We start from the raw sequence: 21,708 nt of genomic DNA, 5'->3' as shown, positions 1-21,708 counted from the left end.
TACTGGAAAAATCGAGACCTAGGCTCGATTTTTAGCCATGAGATTCGCGCAAGCGAAGCTGCTGGCGTCCCTTACTACTACAAATGAAGTCTATTCCTACGCCTCCAATTCCACAAAAACAACCTTTAAATAATCACTCAATGGCGTATATGGCGCCACTGGGAAATCCATCGGCAATTTCTTCTGATGTGCCAAACGATATCTTCTACCAGAAGAACGAAGTCCCTTATGAATCATCTCTAAAAATTGCTTCTCAGAAACATTTGCCGCATTCGTCGATAAAATCAAATTCCCATTTTTTGCTGTTAACGGAACTAATTGCTCCACTAAACCAGCGTAATCCTTCGCAACCGAAAAAGTTCTCTTCTTTGTGCGAGCAAAACTAGGAGGATCTAACACAATCGTATCAAACGTTAAATCTTTCTTTGCAGCATATTTAATATAATCAAATACATCCATTACATATATTTTCTGCTCAGATGCATCTATCCCATTTACTTCAAATTGCTCCTTAGTCTTCTCTAAACTTCGATTGGCAACATCCACACTCGTTGTTTGAACCGCACCACCCATTGCTGCAGCAACAGAAAACGCACCTGTATAACTAAATAAATTCAAAATAGTTTTTCCTGCACTATAGTCATCTCTTAATAATGTACGAACTTCCCGTTGATCTAAAAAGATTCCAGTCATCAATCCTTCATCAAGATATGTTGCATAACGAACTCCTTCTTCTTGAACAATCAATGGTTCACTCGCATTAATCCCTCGTACAAATTGACTTTCTGGTAGTTTTTCTTTTGAAGCATAACGAATCTTTTCATAAATACCTTGAACACTTGGAATTGCTTCTTGCAATTGATCTACTATCAACTCTTTCCATTGATAAATCCCTGCACTATACCATGAAACAACGACAAATCCATCGTACCAATCAATCGTAATCCCACCTAGTCCATCTCCTTCTCCGTTAAACAGGCGAAAAGCTGTCGTACTGTCATCCATCATTAAAGCAGAACGTTTTTGTGCTGCCTTTTGGAATAAGCCTTTTATGAATTGAGGTGTTAATTTCTCGCCATCTTTTTTAGAATAGACCCAACCGATTCCTTTATGTTGAAATCCTACATAAGCCATTGCTAAAAATTCTTTTTTCTCATCACAAACACGGACACATTCGCCCTCTTTTGCTTCCAATGGTTTTGCTAAATCTTCTTGATTTAATAAAGGAGATCCCTTTTTTACTAATTTTGCGGCTTTTGTTTTTAAAATGATTTCTCTCATAATTCTAATCTCCTTTTTCTCTCTTTATATTTTTTATAACACCAATATCCCAAAACACTTCCCAACACATTACAAATGACATCATCAATATGAGTGACACCTGTTGAAAATAACCATTGACTAATTTCTATGTAAAAGAGAAATCGATAAACCCGCCCAAAAAGATAGTTTATAATAACTCTTCTCCTTTAATAAAATCCCACAAAATAACCCAATTGGCATAAACCAAATAATATTCCCAAATACATTATAATATGCTGCAAATAGAGATCCGTGTGTAAATAATTTTACACTATCTACAAAAGGTATCCAATAAATTTCTTGCAACGGTCGTGGTGAAACTGTCATCAATTTAAAAATACTTGATTGTCGAAAAATCGTAATATTTAATAATACAAGTAAATAAAAAATAAATAAATGAAGATAACTCTCTAATTTCCAATCGATTTTCAGTCGATAATAGTTTCTAAATAAGAGAGAAATCGACCATACTCCTAACCATCCTATAAAGAATATAAGAGCATGATCGATACTATTCATTAAAAGACGAATCAAAGGGAAATGGTTTATTCGTCCGTCCAACAGTTGTTCTAGCCATTGATAGATTGGTTCTAAAAAAAACATTTCCCGATTCATCCCTTTCCTTATTCTTTTTCTTGTTTTCCAGGGAATGTAAGTGTAAATGTCGTTCCCTTTCCAAGTTCACTATCTGTCTGAATTGTGCCATGATGACTATTCATTAATGAATGAACAATCGCTAAGCCAATTCCAGACTCTCCATATTTTGTACTCTTTCTTGAAACATCTGCTTTATAAAATCTTTCCCAGATTGCTTCGACTTCTTTTTTACTAATTCCAATTCCATCATCAATAATTTGCACAATGGCATTCGAATCTTCATTCCAACCTTTAATGAGAATATGACCTTTATCCGTAAACTGGTTCGCATTTTTCGTCATATTCACTAAAATTTGAATAAAGCGATCATAATCCGCATAAACTGTAAAGTCTTCTGGACATTCACAGCGTAAGTCATTTCCTTTATTCTTAGCTAATTCTTGCAATTGATCGACAACATTTTGTAAAGCTTCTGCTCCTGAGAAATTTTGCTTCACTAATACAATTTGATCGGAACGAATCTTTTCATAATCTAGATTTTCATTTACTAATCGAATCAATCGTTGTGTTTCATTCGTAATTAATTCTAAACTTCTCTCACGACGAGACTCTGGTATCATGTGGTGAATTAATCCTTCCAGTAATCCATTCATTGTTGTGAGTGGTGTTCTCATCTCATGAGCTACATCCATCATTAATTGACGTCTTAAATTCTCTTGTCGTTCAATTTCTTGTTCAGATTTTTGTAATGATTCTGCCATTTTATTGAAGTCCATTACTAAATCATCGAACTCATCTCGTTTTTGAGTTGGCAGTGAAATATCATAATTTCCTTCTGCAATTTCGTGGGTCGCTTTTCTCAAGCGATTAATTCGTCTTGTTTGATAGTTGGCAAATAAGACACTCAGAATCACTCCTGCTACTGCTGCTGAAGAAAATCCTACTAAAATAGAATTTCTTAATTCCGCCATTTCCGTTTCAATACGACTTAATGGGCTAGAAATTGCTAGAAAACCATTATAAGTTTGATTTTTAAAAATTGGATAATAAATCGTTACTAAATCTGCTGCTTCTCCCACAAAATTATGCTTTGTTTGCTTCATATTAACCGCAGAACCATCTTGAAGATGTTGTAATTCATCATCTGTTAATGAACTTTTAACATTTAATACCGTTGCTGGATAAGTCATTTTATTATCTTTATCAAAAATCGCAACTCCTAAATGTTCATCTTTCAACAAGGATAAGCTGCTATTAATTTGTTCAGCTGTTAAATCATTTACTAAAATCGCTTTGGCATATCCAAATAGTTGTTGCGACCGCTGTAAGAAAATTTTATTCGTCATGACATTATAAAATAATAGCCCACAAACAACAACGGATACTAATACAACTGATAAAAATCCTACTAATTGTTGGTAAAAATATTTCATCTTCTAAATCCCACTATCATCAAATTTATATCCAACACCCCATACCGTTTGAATAACATGAGGTCCAACTGCTTCAATTTTTTGACGTAATTTTTTAATATGTGCATCAATCGTACGCTCATCACCGTAAAATGGGTCTTCCCAAATTTTCGTTAATAAGTGTTCTCTTGAGAAAACTTGACGAGGATGTTGTGCCATTAAGACTAATAAATCAAACTCTTTCGGAGTCAATCCATCAATTTTCACGCCATCAATAAAGGCTTCATGAGTTTTTGTATTAATCGAAACGTGTTTTGTTTCAATATCAAATTGTCCTGAACTTGTTGGAGCTTCGCTAGAAGTTCCTCGACCAATACGGCGATGCAATGCTTTAATTCGCGCCATCATAGTTAAGGGACTAAATGGTTTTGCAACATAATCATCTGCCCCAATTTCTAAACCAATAACTTGGTCACTTTCTGAATCTCTTGCTGTTAACATGACAATTGGTACTTGCTCATTCATTTGACGAATTTGACGACAAATTTGCATGCCATCCATTGAAGGTAAGTTTAAATCTAAAATCACTAAATTCCATTTATCTTGGTCATTAACAAATGCATCATAGCCTTCTTTCCCATCATGATAAAATTCCGCTGTCCAACCTTCTTTTTCAAAAAACATTTCCATCATTTCACATACTGCTTCTGTATCTTCAATCATTAAAATATGCATCTTACTTCCCCCTTTTTGGATGATTTCACACTTAGTATACCTTAATTTTATGAATCCGTTAACTAGAAAGTATGAAGATTTTGTGAAGATAAAAAAAGAGACAACCGAAGTCGCCTCAGAATTTTTCAATTTATTTTGTTTGTATTATGGTTTTTTGAAGAACTTCCAACAAATGACACCACCAATGACTACAATTACCGCTATACCAATCATCATTGCTCTATTATGTTCGACCGAAATTACCCCACATGGCTCTAGAGCTGAAATTCCACCCGTCCGTTCTGTATATTTTTCATTTAAATAAGCAGCTAATACCTTTTGAGCTGTTTCATATGGATAAAGTGTATCAAATTTTAACATCCCTACTTTACTCTTCATTTGACCTTCTTCAAATGGTAGTGAGTGAATGAGCATGCGATACTCGTTATCTGCTAACTTCACTAAAACAATTGGATCCATCATTACTTTCGTTGGTTGAATATAATATAAGGCTTGAGGAGAGATTGATTGCTCTTTTAGCACCTTTTCTATTTTTTGATCAAACGGTTCTTCTCCTTCTTCGTATTCACCAACAGAAGTAATATCCCATTTTCCAATTTGTTTTTCTTGTTCTGCAACACTCTCTGCACTCATCAATCCATTTGCTACGGCTTTTTTCGCTTCGTCTCTATCAAAATCCTTTACAATATCAAATCGAATCTCTATTTTTGGTTGTAGATGAGTAGTTGGAACAAGCCAATAATACTCTGTCTTTTGCAATTCTTCTTTTAAACTTACATCATCCATCTTAGGAACAGTTTCCAAAAATGACGCTTCTTCATACACTTTCACCGCTTTATCCCATTGAATATCCGAAGATAGAAATAATTGATTCAACCTCTCCTCTGATTTTGTTGCTAAGGTTTCAAATTCACTTTGACCAATATCAGAAGCCATATTCTCACTTTCCATTGCCAACGCAGTCGAACTTCCTAAAGTAAATACTAATAAACCAAATAGTAAAGCAATCATCTTCTTCATGTTATTTCCCCCATTCTTCATGAACCATCCTTGCATCCTATTTATCAAACTCTGTATATCGTCAACCTTTAGCATTCATTTTTACTCATTATCTCTAATCAACGATGCATCGTAGTTACACACCTCCATGTTATATAACTCACGTATTTTAATACTATTGTACTGAAACACATCAATCTTGTAAACGGTTACTTTTCAAAAACTTAAAAAAGAGCTAAGTTCATCCACTTAGCTCTTTCTCATCAAAAAACGATCAATCTTATTCTTGTAATTTGAATCGTAAACTATTCAATTGATCCATCTGTTCATCGCTCCATGGTGAGCGACGTCTGGAAATTTCTTGATATTGCCTCGATAATTGATCTTGTTTCTTCTTACTTCTTTGAATTTCTTTAAAAAATTCTCTTGCAGATTTTCTTAAAGCACCTTTTTGAAAAATGACCCATTGTTCTGCTAAATCGCTCGTTGCTACCGACACTTGAATCACTTGCGTATTCATTTCACTAACGGTTCTCTCAATATATTCATCTGCCGTTTCATCTTCTGCTGTAAAGATGACTTTCACTTGAGAAGATTCAAACGACTGAGTAATTCCTGGAACAAATTGTGCATCAAAAACAATCCACACTTCAACGTGTTCAAATTTTCTAAAATTGGCGCAATGATGGATGAGTAAATCACGAGCACTTTCTAAATCACCTTGTTTTTTTAAACTCACTAATTCAGGCCATGCTCCAATCATATTATACCCATCAATGATATATAATTGTTTCTTCATAAATCACCTATTAATGACGAGAGCGAAAAACTTCATACATCATTAAAGCACTTGCGACACTTGCATTTAAACTTTGAACATGTCCTGTCATCGGAATCGTAATCATCTCATCTACGGCATCTTTAACAATGCGAGATACTCCTTTTCCTTCATTACCCATCACAATCGCAATTGGACCTTTTGTATTCCATTGACGATAATCCGTTCCTTTCATATCTGTCCCAAATACCCAAACTCCACGTTCTTTTAATTGTTCAATCGTTTGAGTTAAATTCGTCACACGAACAACGGGAACATGCTCGATAGCCCCTGTAGAAGCTTTTGCTACAGTAGAAGTTAAAGAAACACTTCTTCTCTTCGGAATAATAATACCGTGAACTCCCGTAGCATCTGCAGTACGTAAAATACTTCCTAAATTATACGGATCTTCAATTCCATCTAAAACTAAAATAAACGGATCTTCATTTTTTTCCTGAACTTTTTCAAAAACATCTTCTAAAGTCGCATATTCATATGCTGCAATGGAAGCAACAACTCCTTGATGGACAACTTCCCCAACAAGATCTTGTAATTTAGCTTTCGGAACATTTTGAATTTGAATTCGATGTTCTTTTGCTAAATCAATAATCGGTGTAATTTCTTTTCCAGATAAAGCTTCTTGAATCCATAATTTATTCACACGTTCTGGTTGTTGTAAAGCTTCTCTTACTGCATGACGTCCATATACAAAATCTGTGGACTCTTGTTCATTTGAAGAACTTTCCGGTGTATATTTTGGACGAGGTGCTTTAGCCTCTTTTTTGAAGCCCTTTGGTTGACTTCCTTTTCGTCTATTCGAATTTTTTTCTTGTCTAGCCATGTTTTTCCTCCACTTGTTGAATACACCATGCAATCACTTCATCTAATCGCTCTTTTTGTCCACTTAAATATAAATAGCCAATCATTGCTTCAAATCCTGTAGACATACGATACGTAATGACATCCGCATTTTTTGCCTTAGTATGACTCTTCGCATTTCTTCCACGTTTGAAGTATTCTAATTCTTCTTCTGATAAAAATGACTCGCTATCCAACATTTGTTGAATTAAATTTGCTTGAGCCTTGGCAGAAACATAACGAGTAGCTTCACGATGCAAGACATTTGGTTTCGTCTTCCCAGTTCTTAACACATGTTGACGAATATATAATTCATAAATGCCATCACCCATATAAGCTAATGTTAATCCATTTAATAAATGCCAATCTTTAATGATTTCCATTATACTCTTCTCCATCTTGTTCCTTGAGCAGTATCTTCTAACACGATTCCTTGAGCTTTCAATAATTCTCTAATTTCATCGCTTCGTGCAAAGTTTTTCGCTTTTCTTGCCTCTAAACGTTCGTCAATTAATGCTTGAATTTCATCATCTACTAACTCTTCTTGAACTTCTTTCATTCCAAAAATCGCAAATAATTGTTCAGCTTTTTGTAATAATTTTTCTAAAATAACACGTGATACTGCTTCACGTTCTAAATAAACATTCCATTCTTTTACGAATTGATATAAAACAGTCATCCCATTAGCAGCATTAAAATCATCATCCATTTCTTCTTGGAATTTGCCTTCTAATGCTTCAAATCCAGCCCATACTTCTTGGTCATCTTCTAATGACTCAACTGCATTCTCTAACCGATAACGTGTATTGCTAAAAGTTGTTTGAATTTTTGACACATTCGCTGTTGCTTCTTGTAATGAAGACTCACTGAATTTTAACGGTCTACGATAGTGCGCACTTGCTAAGAAGAAACGTAAAATTTGTGGATCAATTTCTTTAATAATATCGTGAACTAATACGAAATTACCAAGAGATTTACTCATTTTTTCGCCATCTTCACCCATTGTTACAAAGGCATTATGCATCCAATAACGAGCAAATGGATGTCCAGTTTTTGATTCACTTTGCGCAATTTCATTTTCATGGTGTGGGAATGCTAAGTCTTGTCCGCCACCGTGAATATCAATCGTATCTCCTAAATGTTTCGTAGCCATTACAGAGCATTCAATATGCCAACCTGGGCGTCCTTTGCCCCAAGGAGAATCCCAACTAATTTCACCTGGCTTAGCACTTTTCCATAGTGCAAAGTCTAATGGATTTCTCTTTTTGGCATCATCTGCACTTTCCGTTCTTTGGCTAGCTCCTACTTGTAAATCTTGAATACTTTGATCACTTAATTTTCCATAATCTTTGAACTTTTCAGTGATGAAATATACATCTCCACCAGATTCATATGCTGCTTCTTTTTCGACTAATTCCTTTACAAAGGCAATAATATCATCCATTGTATTCATAACGGTTGGATTTAAAGTTGCTTTTTTAACGTTTAGAGCTGCTGTATCTTCATAGAAAGCTTCGATATATTTTTTAGAAACTTCTTCAGGGGTCATCCCTGTTTCATTCGCTGCTTTAATAATTTTATCGTCCACATCTGTAAAATTCGAAACATAGTTCACATCGTATCCACGGTATTCAAAATAACGACGGATAGTATCAAATGCAACGGTACTTCTCGCATTTCCAATATGAATATAATTATAAACCGTTGGTCCGCAAACATACATTTTTACCTTACCTGGTTCTAGTGGTTTAAATTCTTCTTTTTGACGTGTTAAAGTGTTATATACTTGAATCATAATTTCCTCCATATAATTCTGTGATTTCTCGTTCTTCTTTTGTATGAATTCTAACAACTTTAGCAGGTAATCCTACTGCTGTTGTATGAGCTGGAATATCCGTTAGCACTACTGCTGCTGCACCAATTTTGGCACCTTTTCCAATCGTAACTGGTCCAATGACTTGAACATGAGCAGACAATAATACTCCATCTTCAATGGTTGGATGACGTTTACCCGTTTGTTTTCCAGTTCCACCTAATGTAACCCCGTGGAACATTTTTACGTCATCTCCAATAATCGCTGTTTCTCCAATGACAATTCCCATGCCATGGTCAATAAAAAATCGACGACCAATTTGAGCTGCCGGATGAATTTCAATTCCAGTAAAAAATCGACTAAATGTACTCAGCATGCGAGCAAGAAGTCTACATCGACAAGTAGTGTGTAACCAATGTGCTAATCGATGCATAACAGTCGCATGATAGCCTGGATACGTTAAAATAATTTCTAAACTACTTCGTGCAGCTGGATCGTTCTTTTTATAGGTTTCCATATCCTCTTGAAAACGTCCCATCTCCTCACTCTCCTTTACTAGTACTATTTTTCTATTATAGCATATTTTCTACCGTTTTTTCGCTATCTCAAACTAGGAAACTAAAAAAAGACTTTTCAATGAAGAAAAGCCTTTTTACTCTCTCATAGACTAACGGTCAAACAAAATATTTTTTTATGTAACATGTATGAGACTCGCTTTTTTAGCAAGGCTGCTTCCACCCTATGCCGCATCACAAAAATCATTTTCTATTTTCATACGGCAACACAAGGTTCAAAATAACCCCTGCTAATGCACATAATGCTGTACCTGACAATGTCACAGGACCTAATTCTAAAATTGCTCCACCTAATCCTAACACTAACATCGAACTCGCAATAATCAAATTACGCACTTCTCTAAAATCTACTTGCTTTTCAATTAACACTTTCAAACCATTACTTGCAATAACCCCATACAACATAATAGACATTCCCCCAAGCACTGCATTCGGAATGGTTGAAATTAACGCTGTGAATTTCCCAAGGAAACTTAATCCAATCGCAAATAATGCTGCATTACGAATCACTGAAACACTCGCAATTCTTGTCATCCCTACAACCCCTGTATTTTCACCATAAGTCGTATTGGCAGGTCCACCCATAAACGCTGAAACAGAAGTAGCAATTCCATCTCCAATTAACGTACGATGTAAACCAGGATTTTTCAAAAATTGTCTACCACAAATTTGACTTAATACTGTATGGTCTCCAATATGTTCTGCAATGGTTACAACAGCTACTGGTAAGATTGCCCAAGTTTCAGGACCAAAGTACCAATGATATTCTTTGAAAAATCCATTTGTTGAAAATGGTAAATATAATTGAGGAATCGCAATCCAGTCTGCTTCTAATACTGGAGTGAAATCCACTAATCCAAACAGTACAGCTACAATATAGCCTCCAATAATCCCGAATAAGAATGGAATTATTTTTAAAAATCCTTTAGCTTTTGTATTAATAAATGCTGTAATCAAGAAAGTTACAATCGCTACTGTCATTTGTTGGACTGTACCATCTTTAATAAATCCTGCATTTGTTACTGCAGAATTAGCTAAGCCTAAACCAATTACCATAATCATTGGTCCAATGACAATCGGTGGTAATAAACGATCAATCCATTTTGTTCCAATTAATTTAACCGCTAATGCTACTACTACATAAACAAGACCTACAAGAACAACCCCAGATTGTGCTGCTGAAACATCGCCATTCATTTGCTTCATCGCAAATGCCATCGCTGAAATAAATGCAAACGAAGACCCTAAGTACACTGGCACTTTAAATTGAGTAGCTACCATGTAAATTAGAGTTCCTAAACCTGAAGCAAATAATGCTACAGAAACAGGCATTCCTAAAATTAATGGCACTAAAATTGTTGCCCCAAACATTGCAAACACATGTTGCAAGCTTAGTAATAAGCCTTTGGCTAAAGGTGGATTTTGATCCACATCAAGTAATAAGTTGACTTTTGAAGTTTGTAACTCCATCATTCCCTCTTTTCCGGGCCTTTTTGTGCATACAAAAAAGCAACCCTATCAAATTTTGTTTGCAAAAGGGCTGCTTTCATATAGAAGAATTTTCTCTATGCATAAAAAATTCTCCTTGAAATATAAACTTGAACTATGATCGCCTTTTTCACCTCACGGGATGAATTTAAAAGCCCTCGCTATGCGAAAGTATACTAGACTTTTCACAAAATAACAAGTATTTTTTCGTTTTTTTAAACTCTGTCAAATGTAAAGTTTTAAAGTACCTTTACACCAAAAATATCTCTTTTAATATTAATTGTAATTTATATAAAAATGTATTATACTACAACCGTAAACAGGAAGCGGTTTCTAAACAACTCTTTCATGTTTATATTATTTAATTTCCAAGTATTTAATATCTATTTTTAGACTTAATTTATTTAAATGAAAAAGGGTGAATATATGAAAAAGAGATTATTGACTAGCTTAATAACCGTTTTAGGAGTGGCCTTATTATCTTTTCTAAAAAATTATATGAATGTATCCTTAGTAATGAGCGCAGTAATCTCCTCTATTTTTATAATTTTAGGTGTATTCATGATTGAATTTCGTTATAACAAATAATTCTGAAAGATGGTGTATCTCAGCCATAAGTGAGAAAGTTATACAGTAATCTCCTCTTGATTCTTAAATCAAGAAACTTATTAGTAAGTTTTTCGCCACTTGGAGTGCGTATAAAAAACAGGGACAAAATATAATTGCCCCTGTTTTTTTATCTATCTATACCTTCTAATTCCAAAACTTTCTGTTGTCCATAAATGCTGTAATTTCCATTTACGACAAATGCAACAATACAAACAATGGCTGCATATGGCATCATACTATATCCGAAAACTTCACCAATAATAAAAATAGGGGCTAGCCAAGTGTTTGTCGCACTCCCAAATACAGCTCCATAACCTAATGCTGCTGCTACCATTGGAGAAATTCCTAACCACGAACTCATCACAATTCCTAATAAAGAACCAATTGCGAAGAGAGGCGTTACTTCTCCACCTAAAAATCCTGCACTAAGAGAAAAAACTGTTAACCCTAATTTTAATATCCAATCTTGTACATAAATCGTCTCATTATAAAAACTAGCATGAATTAAATTCGTTCCTAATCCTGCATAACGACCACTGCCAAGAGCTACAATTAAAATACTAACAACAATTCCTAATAAAAATATTCTTAGAGTAGGACTTGGAATTTTAGTACTCCAATATTTTTTCAAATACGCTAAACTCACACTAAATAGTCTTCCTGTTAATCCAAACGCAATTCCTAACACAACCATCTTCAATAATGTTTCATCAAATTGAATATCTACAGGAACACCAACCATAAATTTCTCTAACCCTAAACGTTGCGCTACATTCATAGAAATAAAACTGGAGAGCAACGCATAAAATAAGGCGTCAATTTGTAATTGACCGACAATCATTACTTCAATCGCAAAGAAAGTCGCTGCTAGAGGAGTGCCAAATAGTCCAGCAAAACCACTTGCCATCCCAACCATTAATAAAATTTGACGATTTCTCCTAGAAGAAAACCATTGTTGAAATTGATTCGCAACCGTTGCCCCTAATTGAACCGCAACTCCTTCACGTCCCACACTTGCTCCAAATAAATGAGCGAGCCATGTTCCAATCATCATAAAAGGAATTAACCATTTTGAAATGCGATTATCCTCTCCTTGTCCAATTCGGAAGACAATATTCATTCCTTCAATCGCATTTTTCCCGTATTTTAAATAGACTGTATGAAATAAAAATCCTACAATTGCTAAAAACGGAATCAAATACCAAAAATACTCTACTCTTAATTCAGATACTTTTAATAATACTTGCCCAAAAAAGGACGTTAAAACTCCAGTAATCACTCCGACGATGACACTAACGATTCCTAGTAAAACTCTTTCCTTTATATTACACGAATTCACCAAATAACCTCCTTGAATAAAAAAGACTGGAGAAATTTCTCCAGCCTCCTAATTAACCTTCAACTTTTTAATCTAAAATTGTGAACTTTTCAATAAATAATGGACTTACTGAACGATTTTCATGAATACGTCTAATCGCTTCAGCCATTAATTGATCCACGCTAACTTGAACAATTTTTCCACCTGTTTTTTCTTCAGGGACTTGAATGGAGTCCGTTACAACTACTTCTTTAATTACAGAAGCATTTAAACGATCTAATGCTGGACCTGATAATACAGGGTGAGTACAGCAAGCATAAACTTCTAATGCACCAGCATCTTGTAAAGCTTGAGCTGCTAATGTAATAGTTCCAGCTGTATCAATCATATCATCGATTAATACGGCAACTTTCCCTTTAACATCCCCAATAATATTCATAACTTCTGCAACATTTGCTTTTGGACGACGTTTATCAATAATCGCAATTGGAGCATGTAAGAATTCTGCTAATTTACGTGCACGAGTTACCCCACCATGGTCTGGTGAAACAACGACGATGTCTTTATCTTTGAAATTATTTTCTAAGAAATAATTGGCTAATAATGGAGCTCCTAATAAGTGATCCACTGGAATATCAAAGAATCCTTGAATTTGAGCAGCATGTAAGTCTAATGTTAACACACGGTCTGCCCCTGCTTGTGTAATCATATTTGCTACTAATTTTGCTGTAATTGGTTCACGTGATTGAGCTTTACGATCTTGACGCGCATATCCATAGTACGGTAATACAACGTTAATTGTTTTCGCACTTGCACGACGTAATGCATCGATCATAATTAATAACTCCATTAAGTTATCATTTACTGGATACGATGTTGATTGAACAATATAAACATGATCTCCACGAATACTTTCATCAATGTTAATTTTAATCTCTCCATCACTAAAATGAGTAACGGATACTTTTCCTAATTCTACCCCGACTTGATCTGCAATTTTTTGAGCTAATGGACGATTTGAGCTTAGTGCAAAAATCTTTAAATTTGGATCGGAATAATGTTCCACAATGATAACCCCCGAAGAATTTTATTTTTGTTTTTTCACTACTATAATAATAAACGTTTTTGATTCGTTTTTAAAGAACTAAATGTATTTTTCTATGAATTTTTTTGAGCTGAAGGTAATTTTTCAGCATAGTTTTCTTTATTTTCTTGACGAGAACGAGCAATGGCTAACGCTCCATTTGGAACATCTCTTGTAATCGTAGAACCAGCTGCAATAAAGACATCATCTCCAATAGTAACAGGTGCTACTAAATTCGCATTACATCCCACAAACACACGGTCACCTACAGTGGCTCTATGTTTATTTTTACCGTCATAGTTTACAAAGATTGTTCCACAACCAACATTAATGTCTCTTCCTAAATCAGCATCTCCAACATAGGTTAAGTGACCAACTTTTGTACCTTTTCCTAATGTTGCATTTTTCACTTCTACGAAGTTTCCAATATGAACAGAATTTCCGATAACAGATTTTGGACGAAGATGTGCAAATGGACCAGCATTACTATAAGCTTTCATTAATGACTCTTCAATATTTGAACTAGTCACTATTACATAATCTTCTAATACAGAATCACGAATCACACTTCCTGAAGTAATATGGCAGTGTTGACCAATCATTGTATCCCCTTTTAAATAAACTCCTGGTTCAATGACTGTATCTGAACCAATCACTACTTCTGAGTCAATATATGTTTGTTCAGGGTCAATTAATGTAACACCATTTCTCATATGTTGTTCATTAATACGTTGGCGCATTGATTTTTCTGCTTTTGATAAAGCCACTCGGTCATTAACGCCCATTCCTTCATCTACATTTGGCATTTGATAAGCAGAAATGATTTCTCCACGTTTTTTCAAAATTTCTAATACATCTGGCAAGTAATATTCACCTTGAGCATTATCATTTCCAACTTCGCTTAATGCGCTGAATAAGGATTGATTATCAAAGCAATAAGTTCCTGTATTAATTTCTTGAATGGCTGCTTCTTCTGGAGTAGCATCTTTGTGTTCTACATTTTTTAGAACTGTTCCATCTTCCTCACGAACCACATGTCCATATCCAGCTGGATCTTCTACCCAAGCTGTTAAAATAGTTGCTTTTGCTTTTGTATCTTCATGAACTTTCATTAATTGTTCAAATGTTTCTGCTGTTAATAGCGGTGTATCTCCACAAACAACTAAAGTTGTTCCTTCTTTATCTTTCAACAACTCTTCTGCTTGTAAAACGGCATGACCTGTTCCTAATTGTTCTGCTTGTAAAGCATAAGAAACACGTTCTCCTAATTGTTGTTGCACCATTTCTGCGCCATGTCCAACAATCGCTACAATCGTTTCGGCTCCCGCACGTTCTACTTGATCTACGACATGCTCTACCATTGGTTTGCCACAAACTGGATGCATGACTTTATAAAGTTCAGATTTCATTCGTGTGCCTTTTCCAGCTGCTAAAATAATTCCGTATTTTTGATTCATATTATCCCTCGCAAGTTCTATTTTTACTTCTTTATAATAGTAAACTATGATGTTTTTTGCAAGAAAGTGTCTTGAATATGGGTGAATTTACAGAAAAAGGTTCGAACGACTTTTTCTATCATTCGAACCTTTAACATTTTAACGTTCTTTATATAACTGAATTAATTCTTTTGAGAATAGTTGAACCATTTCAGTCATTGCCATTTGATCTTCAGCATGAATAAAGAGTAGAGAAATCTCAGTTTTTTCTCCAGCAGCTTCTTTTTGAATTAAATCTGCATGGATTTTATGAGCTTGAACAAAGCATTCCTCTGCTTCAGTTACTTTTTCATCAGCGCCTTTGAAATCTCCTTTTTTCGCTAATCCCACAGCTTCCATATAAGAAGATTTTGCTGCACCACTATTCGCAATTAACTGAAAACATACTAATTCCATATCTTCAGACATATTAACCCTCCACCAATGCTAATGCTTGATCTAAAACTTTTGGTCCATTCATCATGCCATAATCTCTCATATCAATTGCAGCAACTGGAACATCTCCTGCCAATGATTTTACATTTTCAAGTTCATATCTAATTTGAGGACCGATTAAAATAACATCTACCTCTTGTAAATTTTTCTTAGCTTCTGTTAATGATTTTGCTTCAATATGTGCTTCAATAGAGCGTTCTTCAGCACTTAATTGCATCTTTTTCACTAACATACTAGTAGACATTCCTGCATTACAAACTAATAATATATTTTTCATGTTTATCACTAACCTTCGTATTGATTTTCCATAACACGATCATGAATTTTAATAAATGGAATATAAATTAAAACTCCTAAAACTAAGATAATCGCTTGAACAACTACTGCTCTCCAGTCACCACCAGTTGATAAGAATGAACTAGCAAAAATTGGTGTTGTCCATGGAACTTGTACCACACTTGGACTCATTAATCCTAGACTTGTTGCAACATAGCTAATTAAAATTCCTAAAGCTGGAACTCCGATAAACGGAATTGCCATAGATACGTTATAAACAATTGGATAACCAAACAATACTGGTTCATTAATGTTAAATAGTCCTGGAGCAAATGCTAATTTTGCAACATTTCTACTTGCAGCATTTTTACTTACTAAGAATGTAGCAATTAATAAACAGATTGTTGAACCACTACCACCCATTAATGCATATGTTTGAACTTGTGATACATTAATAATATGCGGAATTGCTTCTCCAGCATTATAAGCTGCTGTATTTTCAAGAATGTTGATAATTAATAATGGTTCTAAAATTGAACTATAAATAACTGCTTGGTGAACCCCAAATAACCATAACATATTTCCTAATGAGTAAAGGATAATTGCTCCCCATAGACCTGTACTTACGTGACGTAATGGTTCTTGAATAAATGTAGTAATTAATGTAATTAAGTTAGTTCCCCAAATATTGAATAATAATGTTGATACTAACCCAAATACTGAAACTACTAAAATAACTGGTACTAAAACGTTAAATGATATTTCAACTGCAGGTGGAACATTGTCTCCTAAATGAATTTTCAATGCTTTAACACGTGTAATTTTAATAAATAATTCTGAAGCTAATAAAGCAACAATAACCCCAGCAAACATTGCTCCTGTACCTAAGTTAGAGAATGTTAATACTCCAGATACTGAAACAGGATCTTTTGCTCCGTTTGCCACAACTTGAACGGCATTTGGCATCATCGCAATTAATGAAACTGCTGAAATCATAGCTGCTGCTAAAGGATTTTCATAATCACGGTTTTGCGCTAAATAATAACCAACCATTACTGCAATTAAAAGACTTGAAATATTCAATGTTCCATTTGCTACAGTAATTCCCCAATATTGAACATTTGATAATGTAGTTGGTTCTGAAATAATCCATTTAAATACTGTATTATTTAGTAAAACAACTAGACCTGCAAGAATATAAAGTGGCATTACTGTTGCAAATGCATCTCTTAATGTTTTTAGATGAATTTGGTTTCCTAGTTTCCCAGCAAACACTACAAATTTATCCACAAATTTTGAATTTTCCATGTTTATTCCTCCATTACAAATATTTATTTACGTCAATTTTAAATCCATTTTTATTACTTACTTCTTTATACCAATATCCCGATTTTTTAATCGTTCTTTTTTGTGTTGCTAAATCTACCGAAATAAATCCATAACGATTTTTGTAGGCATTATTCCAAGACCAACAATCAAAAGCTGTCCAAGTATGATACCCAAAACAGTTACTTCCTTCTTCTATAGCTTTATGCAACCATAATAAATGTTCTTCATAAAACTCAATACGGTAGTCATCTTGAATCATTCCTTGTTCATCAATAAACCGCTCTTCACCTTCAACACCCATACCATTTTCACTAATAAACCATGGAATATTGTGGTAATTATCTTGAATATTTTTAGCAATATCATAGATGGCTTTAGGATAAATTTCCCAACCTCGATAAGGATTTACTCTACGTTCTTTCCATTCATAATCTGAGAAGTATTTATCCGGCATCCATTTACCATCAAAGTTCTCAGAAAATTCAGGAGCTTGAACTCTTTTTGGATGATAGTAATTCACTCCTAGAAAATCAATCGTGTTCTCTTTTAAAATCTTGAGTTCATCTTCTGTATATTCCCAAAGTACTCCATCCTGTTCTAATGTTTGCACTAAACTTTCTGGAAACACTCCATTTACAGCTGGTTCTAAAAATGAACGATTGAAAAAGTCATCTGCAAAATGACCTGCAGCAACATCTTCTTTTGATGAGCTTTTTGGATAAGCAGGCGTTAAATTTAAAATAATACCAATTTTCCCCTTTAAATTTAAGCTACGATATAATTGAATCACTTTCGCACTAGCTAAATTTAAATTATAAATAATTTGCACTGCTTCTTTTCCATAATATTTTTTATTAGGATAATGAAATGCGTATAAATATCCTGCTTCTGGGATTACCATCGGTTCATTAAAAGTAGTCCAATGCTCTACTATATCTCCGAATCGTTCAAAACAAGTTCGAGCAAATTTTACAAACAAATCTACGACATGCTTACTTTCCCAGCCACCATATTTTTTCAACAAATCAATCGGCATATCAAAGTGGTGTAAGTTAAGTACTAAAGTAATCCCGTGCTTCTTAGCTTCTTGAATCACATTACGATAAAACTCTACTGCTCTTTCATCTGCTTCTCCAGTTTCGAAGTCTTTAATCAATCGACTCCATTGAATGGAAGTTCTAAAAGAATTAAATCCTATTTGCGTCATTCTTTCAAAATCTTCTTGGTAGTGATGATAAAAGTCACTCGCTACTCCTGGACCAACTTGATTAAAAAATACTTCTGGCGATTTTCTATACCAATAATCCATTACATTTTCATGAATTTTATCTGTACTACCTTCTGTTTGAGGTCCACTTGTAGCTGCTCCCCACCAAAAATTTTCTGGAAATACAATATTTTTATCCATATATATCCTCCTTCCTCAAATATTTACACCATTAGTATATCACTTTATTTTTATTTGTCTAGACAAATTTTTAATTTGTTATAGTCATATAACTTTATTTGTTGATTGTTGATTATGTGTTTGTTATAATTTTCTTATTAAAATTGAAGGAAAATAAACATGAGTACAAAATATTTAAAAATATATCAACAACTACGTGAAGAGATATTACATCAAGATACTCCTTCTAATACGCAATTGCCTGATGAAATTTCATTAACAAAAAAATTTCATTGTAGTCGTATGACCGTAAAAAAAGCTTTAGACATGTTAGTGGATGAAGGTTTAATTTATCGCAAACGTGGGCAGGGCACTTTTATCATGCCACAAGTTGAACAAAAACATAAAATTATTGTCCCTGAAAGAGATATTCAAGGTTTAACAAAAATTTCTAAACAATCGCATGCACAAGTGCATTCAGAAATTATTCATTTTAAATTAGAATTCGCTACAAAAAGCATCGCTGAAAAATTACAGATTTCTGTATCTTCTCCTATATATAATATATTTCGATTAAGAATTATTGATGATAAGCCATACGTTTTAGAACAAACTTATATGAGTACTGATTTGATAAGTGGTATTACTGAAGAAATTCTTCACCATTCTATTTATTCTTATATCGAAGGTACTTTAAAGCTACGTATCGCTAGTGCTATGAAAATTTTACGAGCGTCCATTAGTACGGAAACAGATCAAAAATATTTACACTTATCCCCTACTGAACCTATTTTTGAAGTAGAACAAATCGCCTATTTAGATAATGGAACACCATTTGAGTATTCTATCTCAAGACATAGATACGATTTATTTGAATTTAGTTCATACGGATTAAAAAAATCATAAAGGAGCCGACATCATGCAACCTATCTTTTTAAAACCAGTCCTACAAGAAAAAATTTGGGGTGGTAAAAAATTACAAACAGAATTTAACTTAACATTGCCAAGTGATAAAGTTGGTGAATCTTGGTCGATTAGCGCTCATCCAAATGGACAATCCACTGTTATTTCACCTGTTGAATTTCAAGGGATGACATTAGCAGAACTATATGCTGGGCATGCAGAATTATTTCATCAACAAACATTGCCAACTTTTCCTCTATTAATCAAAATTTTAGACGCAAGCGATAACTTATCGATTCAAGTACACCCAGATGATGCTTATGGATTAGAACATGAACACGAATTAGGAAAAAACGAATGTTGGTATGTTATTTCTGCTGAACCGGGTGCTAAAATTATTTATGGACATACCGCACAAACAAAAGAAGAATTTATCCAATTAATCCAAGAAGAAAAATGGAGTGAATTATTTACAGAAGTTCCTGTAAAAGCAGGAGATTTCTTCAATGTTCCAAGTGGAACCATTCACGCTATCGGAAAAGGCATTGTTATTTTAGAAACACAACAAAACTCTGACACTACTTACCGTGTCTATGATTATGACCGAAAAGATGATGCAGGAAATCCTCGTCCATTACATATTCCACAAACCATTGATGTAACAACAATTCCACATCAATTACCACATTTTGAACAAACCGTTGAAAAAACTGGAGACGCAACGATTACTCATTTTATTACCAATCACTATTTCTCTGTTTGGAAATGGGAAATTGATGGAACTTACTCTACTACACTAGATGACAACTACTACTTAGCAACTGTTATTGAGGGTGAAGGAACACTAGAAGGAAATGGCCAATCATTCGCTCTTAAAAAAGCAGATTCATTTATTTTACCAACACCGATTCATGATGTAACTGTAAAAGGAAATCTAACATTAATCGTTTCTCGTTCAGAAGAATAAGACAAAAGAAAAGAGTGAAATCAACTTACATCGATTTCACTCTTTTTTACTTTACCCTAACAAATACAAAATCACTGCAACAATAGTACTTGTCAAACCTACCAATGCTTCGTAAGGAATTAATTTCATACGATCTTCAATACTCATAAAGACTGAACCACCTGTAGCATGGAAGAATGAGCCATGAGGAAGAGAATCTAACACTGTTGCCCCAGCATGAATCATTGCCGCTGCTGCAACTGCAGGAACTCCAAAAGAAACTAAAGGAGCTGCAAATGTTTGAGAAGCAATCGTAGAGCCAGCTGTTGTAGAAGCTGTAGCTGCTCCCATTAGAATACCTGATAATGATGCTAAGACAAAAGATGGCATATTCAAAGCTTCCAACACATGAATCATATCCACTTGTAGAGAAGAAGCTTTAATAATTCCTGCAATCGTTCCTGTCCCAATTAATAAAATCGATACACCAATGACTTTGCTTAATCCAAATTCTGTATATTCTACGGTATGTTTTGAATTCCCTGTTACTAAAATGGTTACTAACCCACCAATTGGTAATGCAATTAAAGGATCCACGCTTACTCCGACTAATGAACGTAAAGCTAATAGAGCAATAACCACAACCGGTCCAAGAATCGCTTGGAAAAATGGCACAGAAGTGTGATGTTCAGCTTCTTCTTCCATATCGTCAAACGCATGATCGACTTTTTTTGCTAGAAATCCTGCTAATAAAATGCTCACAACTAATGCCACTAATGCAGGAATAATATTTTTAGCCATTAATGCTGTTAAATCTAATTGAAATGCTTCTGAAGCAGCAATCGTATTTGGATTTGGAGAAATAATATTTCCTGCTTTTCCTCCACCAATCATCGCTAATAAAATACCTGCTTTTGATAAATTTGCTTTTTTTGCAATCGCAATCGCAATTGGTGCTACTGTAATAACAGCAATATCAATAAATACTCCAACTGCACAAATAATCATTGTAGCAATCGCAATTGCTGCAACAGCTCTTTTCTCCCCTAACTTCTTCACAATTGTTTCAGCAATCGTTTCAGCAGAACCTGTTTTAATTAAAGCTCCTGCTAAAATACCTGAAGTCATAATTCTTAATACTGGAGACATCATTCCTTGTGCTCCAGTCACCATCGCACTAACAGAACCTGCTAACCCTGCTCCGCCAATTACTCCCCCTACTAAAGCTCCTAAAATTAAACTATAAGCTGGATGAACTTTTTTAATAATCAGTATAATTGCGAGAATTAATCCAACTAAAGCTCCTAATGTACTAATTTGACTAACCAT

General features: G+C 34.3%; 22 protein-coding genes. 2 read left to right on the top strand and 20 right to left on the bottom strand.

The window, feature by feature from the left end; all coding sequences use genetic code 11:
• Positions 1–96 precede the first annotated feature (96 nt).
• The 19 genes from RWZ86_RS01975 to RWZ86_RS01885 form a co-directional block, all read right to left on the bottom strand.
• Positions 97–1,281: a class I SAM-dependent rRNA methyltransferase gene (locus RWZ86_RS01975; RefSeq protein ID WP_314679558.1), complete on the bottom strand. Its 1,185-nt coding sequence runs from the start codon at positions 1,279–1,281 to the stop codon at positions 97–99.
• Positions 1,278–1,406 (bottom strand): VanZ family protein, encoded by a 129-nt coding sequence (locus RWZ86_RS01970; RefSeq protein ID WP_399544698.1) that lies wholly within the window; start codon positions 1,404–1,406, stop codon positions 1,278–1,280. The genes RWZ86_RS01975 and RWZ86_RS01970 overlap by 4 nt, the downstream gene beginning before the upstream one ends.
• Positions 1,402–1,905, bottom strand: a complete 504-nt coding sequence (locus RWZ86_RS01965) for a VanZ family protein (protein ID WP_314679557.1) — start codon at positions 1,903–1,905, stop codon at positions 1,402–1,404. The genes RWZ86_RS01970 and RWZ86_RS01965 overlap by 5 nt, the downstream gene beginning before the upstream one ends.
• A gap of 20 nt (positions 1,906–1,925) precedes the next feature.
• Positions 1,926–3,332, bottom strand: a complete 1,407-nt coding sequence (locus RWZ86_RS01960; RefSeq protein ID WP_314679555.1) for a HAMP domain-containing sensor histidine kinase — start codon at positions 3,330–3,332, stop codon at positions 1,926–1,928.
• 3 nt (positions 3,333–3,335) lie between these two features.
• A complete protein-coding gene (locus RWZ86_RS01955; protein ID WP_314679553.1) occupies positions 3,336–4,046 on the bottom strand; it encodes a response regulator transcription factor in 711 nt (236 codons plus the stop codon).
• A 144-nt stretch (positions 4,047–4,190) separates the two neighbouring features.
• Entirely contained in the window at positions 4,191–5,066 is an 876-nt protein-coding gene (locus RWZ86_RS01950) for a hypothetical protein (RefSeq protein ID WP_314679551.1), read from the bottom strand.
• Positions 5,067–5,325: 259 nt separating this feature from the next.
• Entirely contained in the window at positions 5,326–5,844 is a 519-nt protein-coding gene (locus RWZ86_RS01945) for an NYN domain-containing protein (protein WP_314679549.1), read from the bottom strand.
• A 10-nt stretch (positions 5,845–5,854) separates the two neighbouring features.
• Positions 5,855–6,703 (bottom strand): 23S rRNA (guanosine(2251)-2'-O)-methyltransferase RlmB, encoded by an 849-nt coding sequence (rlmB, locus tag RWZ86_RS01940; RefSeq protein WP_314679548.1) that lies wholly within the window; start codon positions 6,701–6,703, stop codon positions 5,855–5,857.
• The gene (locus RWZ86_RS01935; protein WP_399544693.1) at positions 6,696–7,118 is read right to left on the bottom strand and encodes a Mini-ribonuclease 3; all 423 of its coding nucleotides are present in this window, start codon (positions 7,116–7,118) and stop codon (positions 6,696–6,698) included. The genes rlmB and RWZ86_RS01935 overlap by 8 nt, the downstream gene beginning before the upstream one ends.
• Positions 7,103–8,515 (bottom strand): cysteine--tRNA ligase, encoded by a 1,413-nt coding sequence (cysS, locus tag RWZ86_RS01930; RefSeq protein WP_314679546.1) that lies wholly within the window; start codon positions 8,513–8,515, stop codon positions 7,103–7,105. The genes RWZ86_RS01935 and cysS overlap by 16 nt, the downstream gene beginning before the upstream one ends.
• Positions 8,499–9,071, bottom strand: a complete 573-nt coding sequence (epsC, locus tag RWZ86_RS01925; protein ID WP_314679545.1) for a serine O-acetyltransferase EpsC — start codon at positions 9,069–9,071, stop codon at positions 8,499–8,501. Before epsC ends, cysS begins: the two co-directional genes overlap by 17 nt.
• A 220-nt stretch (positions 9,072–9,291) precedes the next feature.
• Complete coding sequence (locus RWZ86_RS01920; protein ID WP_314679543.1) at positions 9,292–10,578, bottom strand: solute carrier family 23 protein; 1,287 nt, start codon at positions 10,576–10,578, stop codon at positions 9,292–9,294.
• 754 nt (positions 10,579–11,332) lie between these two features.
• Positions 11,333–12,544: a chloride channel protein gene (locus RWZ86_RS01915; RefSeq protein ID WP_314679541.1), complete on the bottom strand. Its 1,212-nt coding sequence runs from the start codon at positions 12,542–12,544 to the stop codon at positions 11,333–11,335.
• Between the two features lie 67 nt (positions 12,545–12,611).
• Positions 12,612–13,592, bottom strand: a complete 981-nt coding sequence (locus RWZ86_RS01910; protein ID WP_314112940.1) for a ribose-phosphate diphosphokinase — start codon at positions 13,590–13,592, stop codon at positions 12,612–12,614.
• A gap of 89 nt (positions 13,593–13,681) precedes the next feature.
• Entirely contained in the window at positions 13,682–15,064 is a 1,383-nt protein-coding gene (gene glmU, locus RWZ86_RS01905; protein ID WP_314679540.1) for a bifunctional UDP-N-acetylglucosamine diphosphorylase/glucosamine-1-phosphate N-acetyltransferase GlmU, read from the bottom strand.
• A 138-nt stretch (positions 15,065–15,202) separates the two neighbouring features.
• Positions 15,203–15,511 carry a PTS lactose/cellobiose transporter subunit IIA gene (locus RWZ86_RS01900; protein ID WP_314679538.1) on the bottom strand — a complete coding sequence of 103 codons (309 nt, stop codon included), beginning with the start codon at positions 15,509–15,511 and terminating at the stop codon, positions 15,203–15,205.
• Between the two features lies 1 nt (position 15,512).
• The gene (locus tag RWZ86_RS01895; RefSeq protein WP_314679537.1) at positions 15,513–15,815 is read right to left on the bottom strand and encodes a PTS sugar transporter subunit IIB; all 303 of its coding nucleotides are present in this window, start codon (positions 15,813–15,815) and stop codon (positions 15,513–15,515) included.
• A gap of 8 nt (positions 15,816–15,823) precedes the next feature.
• Positions 15,824–17,122 (bottom strand): PTS sugar transporter subunit IIC, encoded by a 1,299-nt coding sequence (locus RWZ86_RS01890; RefSeq protein ID WP_314679535.1) that lies wholly within the window; start codon positions 17,120–17,122, stop codon positions 15,824–15,826.
• Between the two features lie 13 nt (positions 17,123–17,135).
• Positions 17,136–18,551, bottom strand: a complete 1,416-nt coding sequence (locus RWZ86_RS01885; protein ID WP_314679533.1) for a glycoside hydrolase family 1 protein — start codon at positions 18,549–18,551, stop codon at positions 17,136–17,138.
• 159 nt (positions 18,552–18,710) lie between these two features.
• On the opposite strand from RWZ86_RS01885, the gene RWZ86_RS01880 reads away from it, so the two are divergent.
• The gene (locus tag RWZ86_RS01880; RefSeq protein WP_314076854.1) at positions 18,711–19,436 is read left to right on the top strand and encodes a GntR family transcriptional regulator; all 726 of its coding nucleotides are present in this window, start codon (positions 18,711–18,713) and stop codon (positions 19,434–19,436) included.
• Between the two features lie 10 nt (positions 19,437–19,446).
• Positions 19,447–20,400 (top strand): mannose-6-phosphate isomerase, class I, encoded by a 954-nt coding sequence (gene manA, locus RWZ86_RS01875; protein ID WP_314679562.1) that lies wholly within the window; start codon positions 19,447–19,449, stop codon positions 20,398–20,400.
• Positions 20,401–20,451: 51 nt separating this feature from the next.
• Here manA and RWZ86_RS01870 read toward each other — a convergent pair whose 3' ends face one another.
• On the bottom strand, positions 20,452–21,708 hold the full coding sequence (locus tag RWZ86_RS01870) for an SLC13 family permease (RefSeq protein ID WP_314679531.1): 1,257 nt from the start codon (positions 21,706–21,708) through the stop codon (positions 20,452–20,454).

The sequence above is a fragment of the uncultured Granulicatella sp. genome, from assembly GCF_963545075.1.
In the GTDB taxonomy this organism is placed as follows: Bacteria; Bacillota; Bacilli; order Lactobacillales; family Aerococcaceae; genus Granulicatella.
The sequence above is the reverse complement of the archived record's forward strand: the minus strand, read 5'-3'. Positions and strand labels throughout refer to the sequence as shown.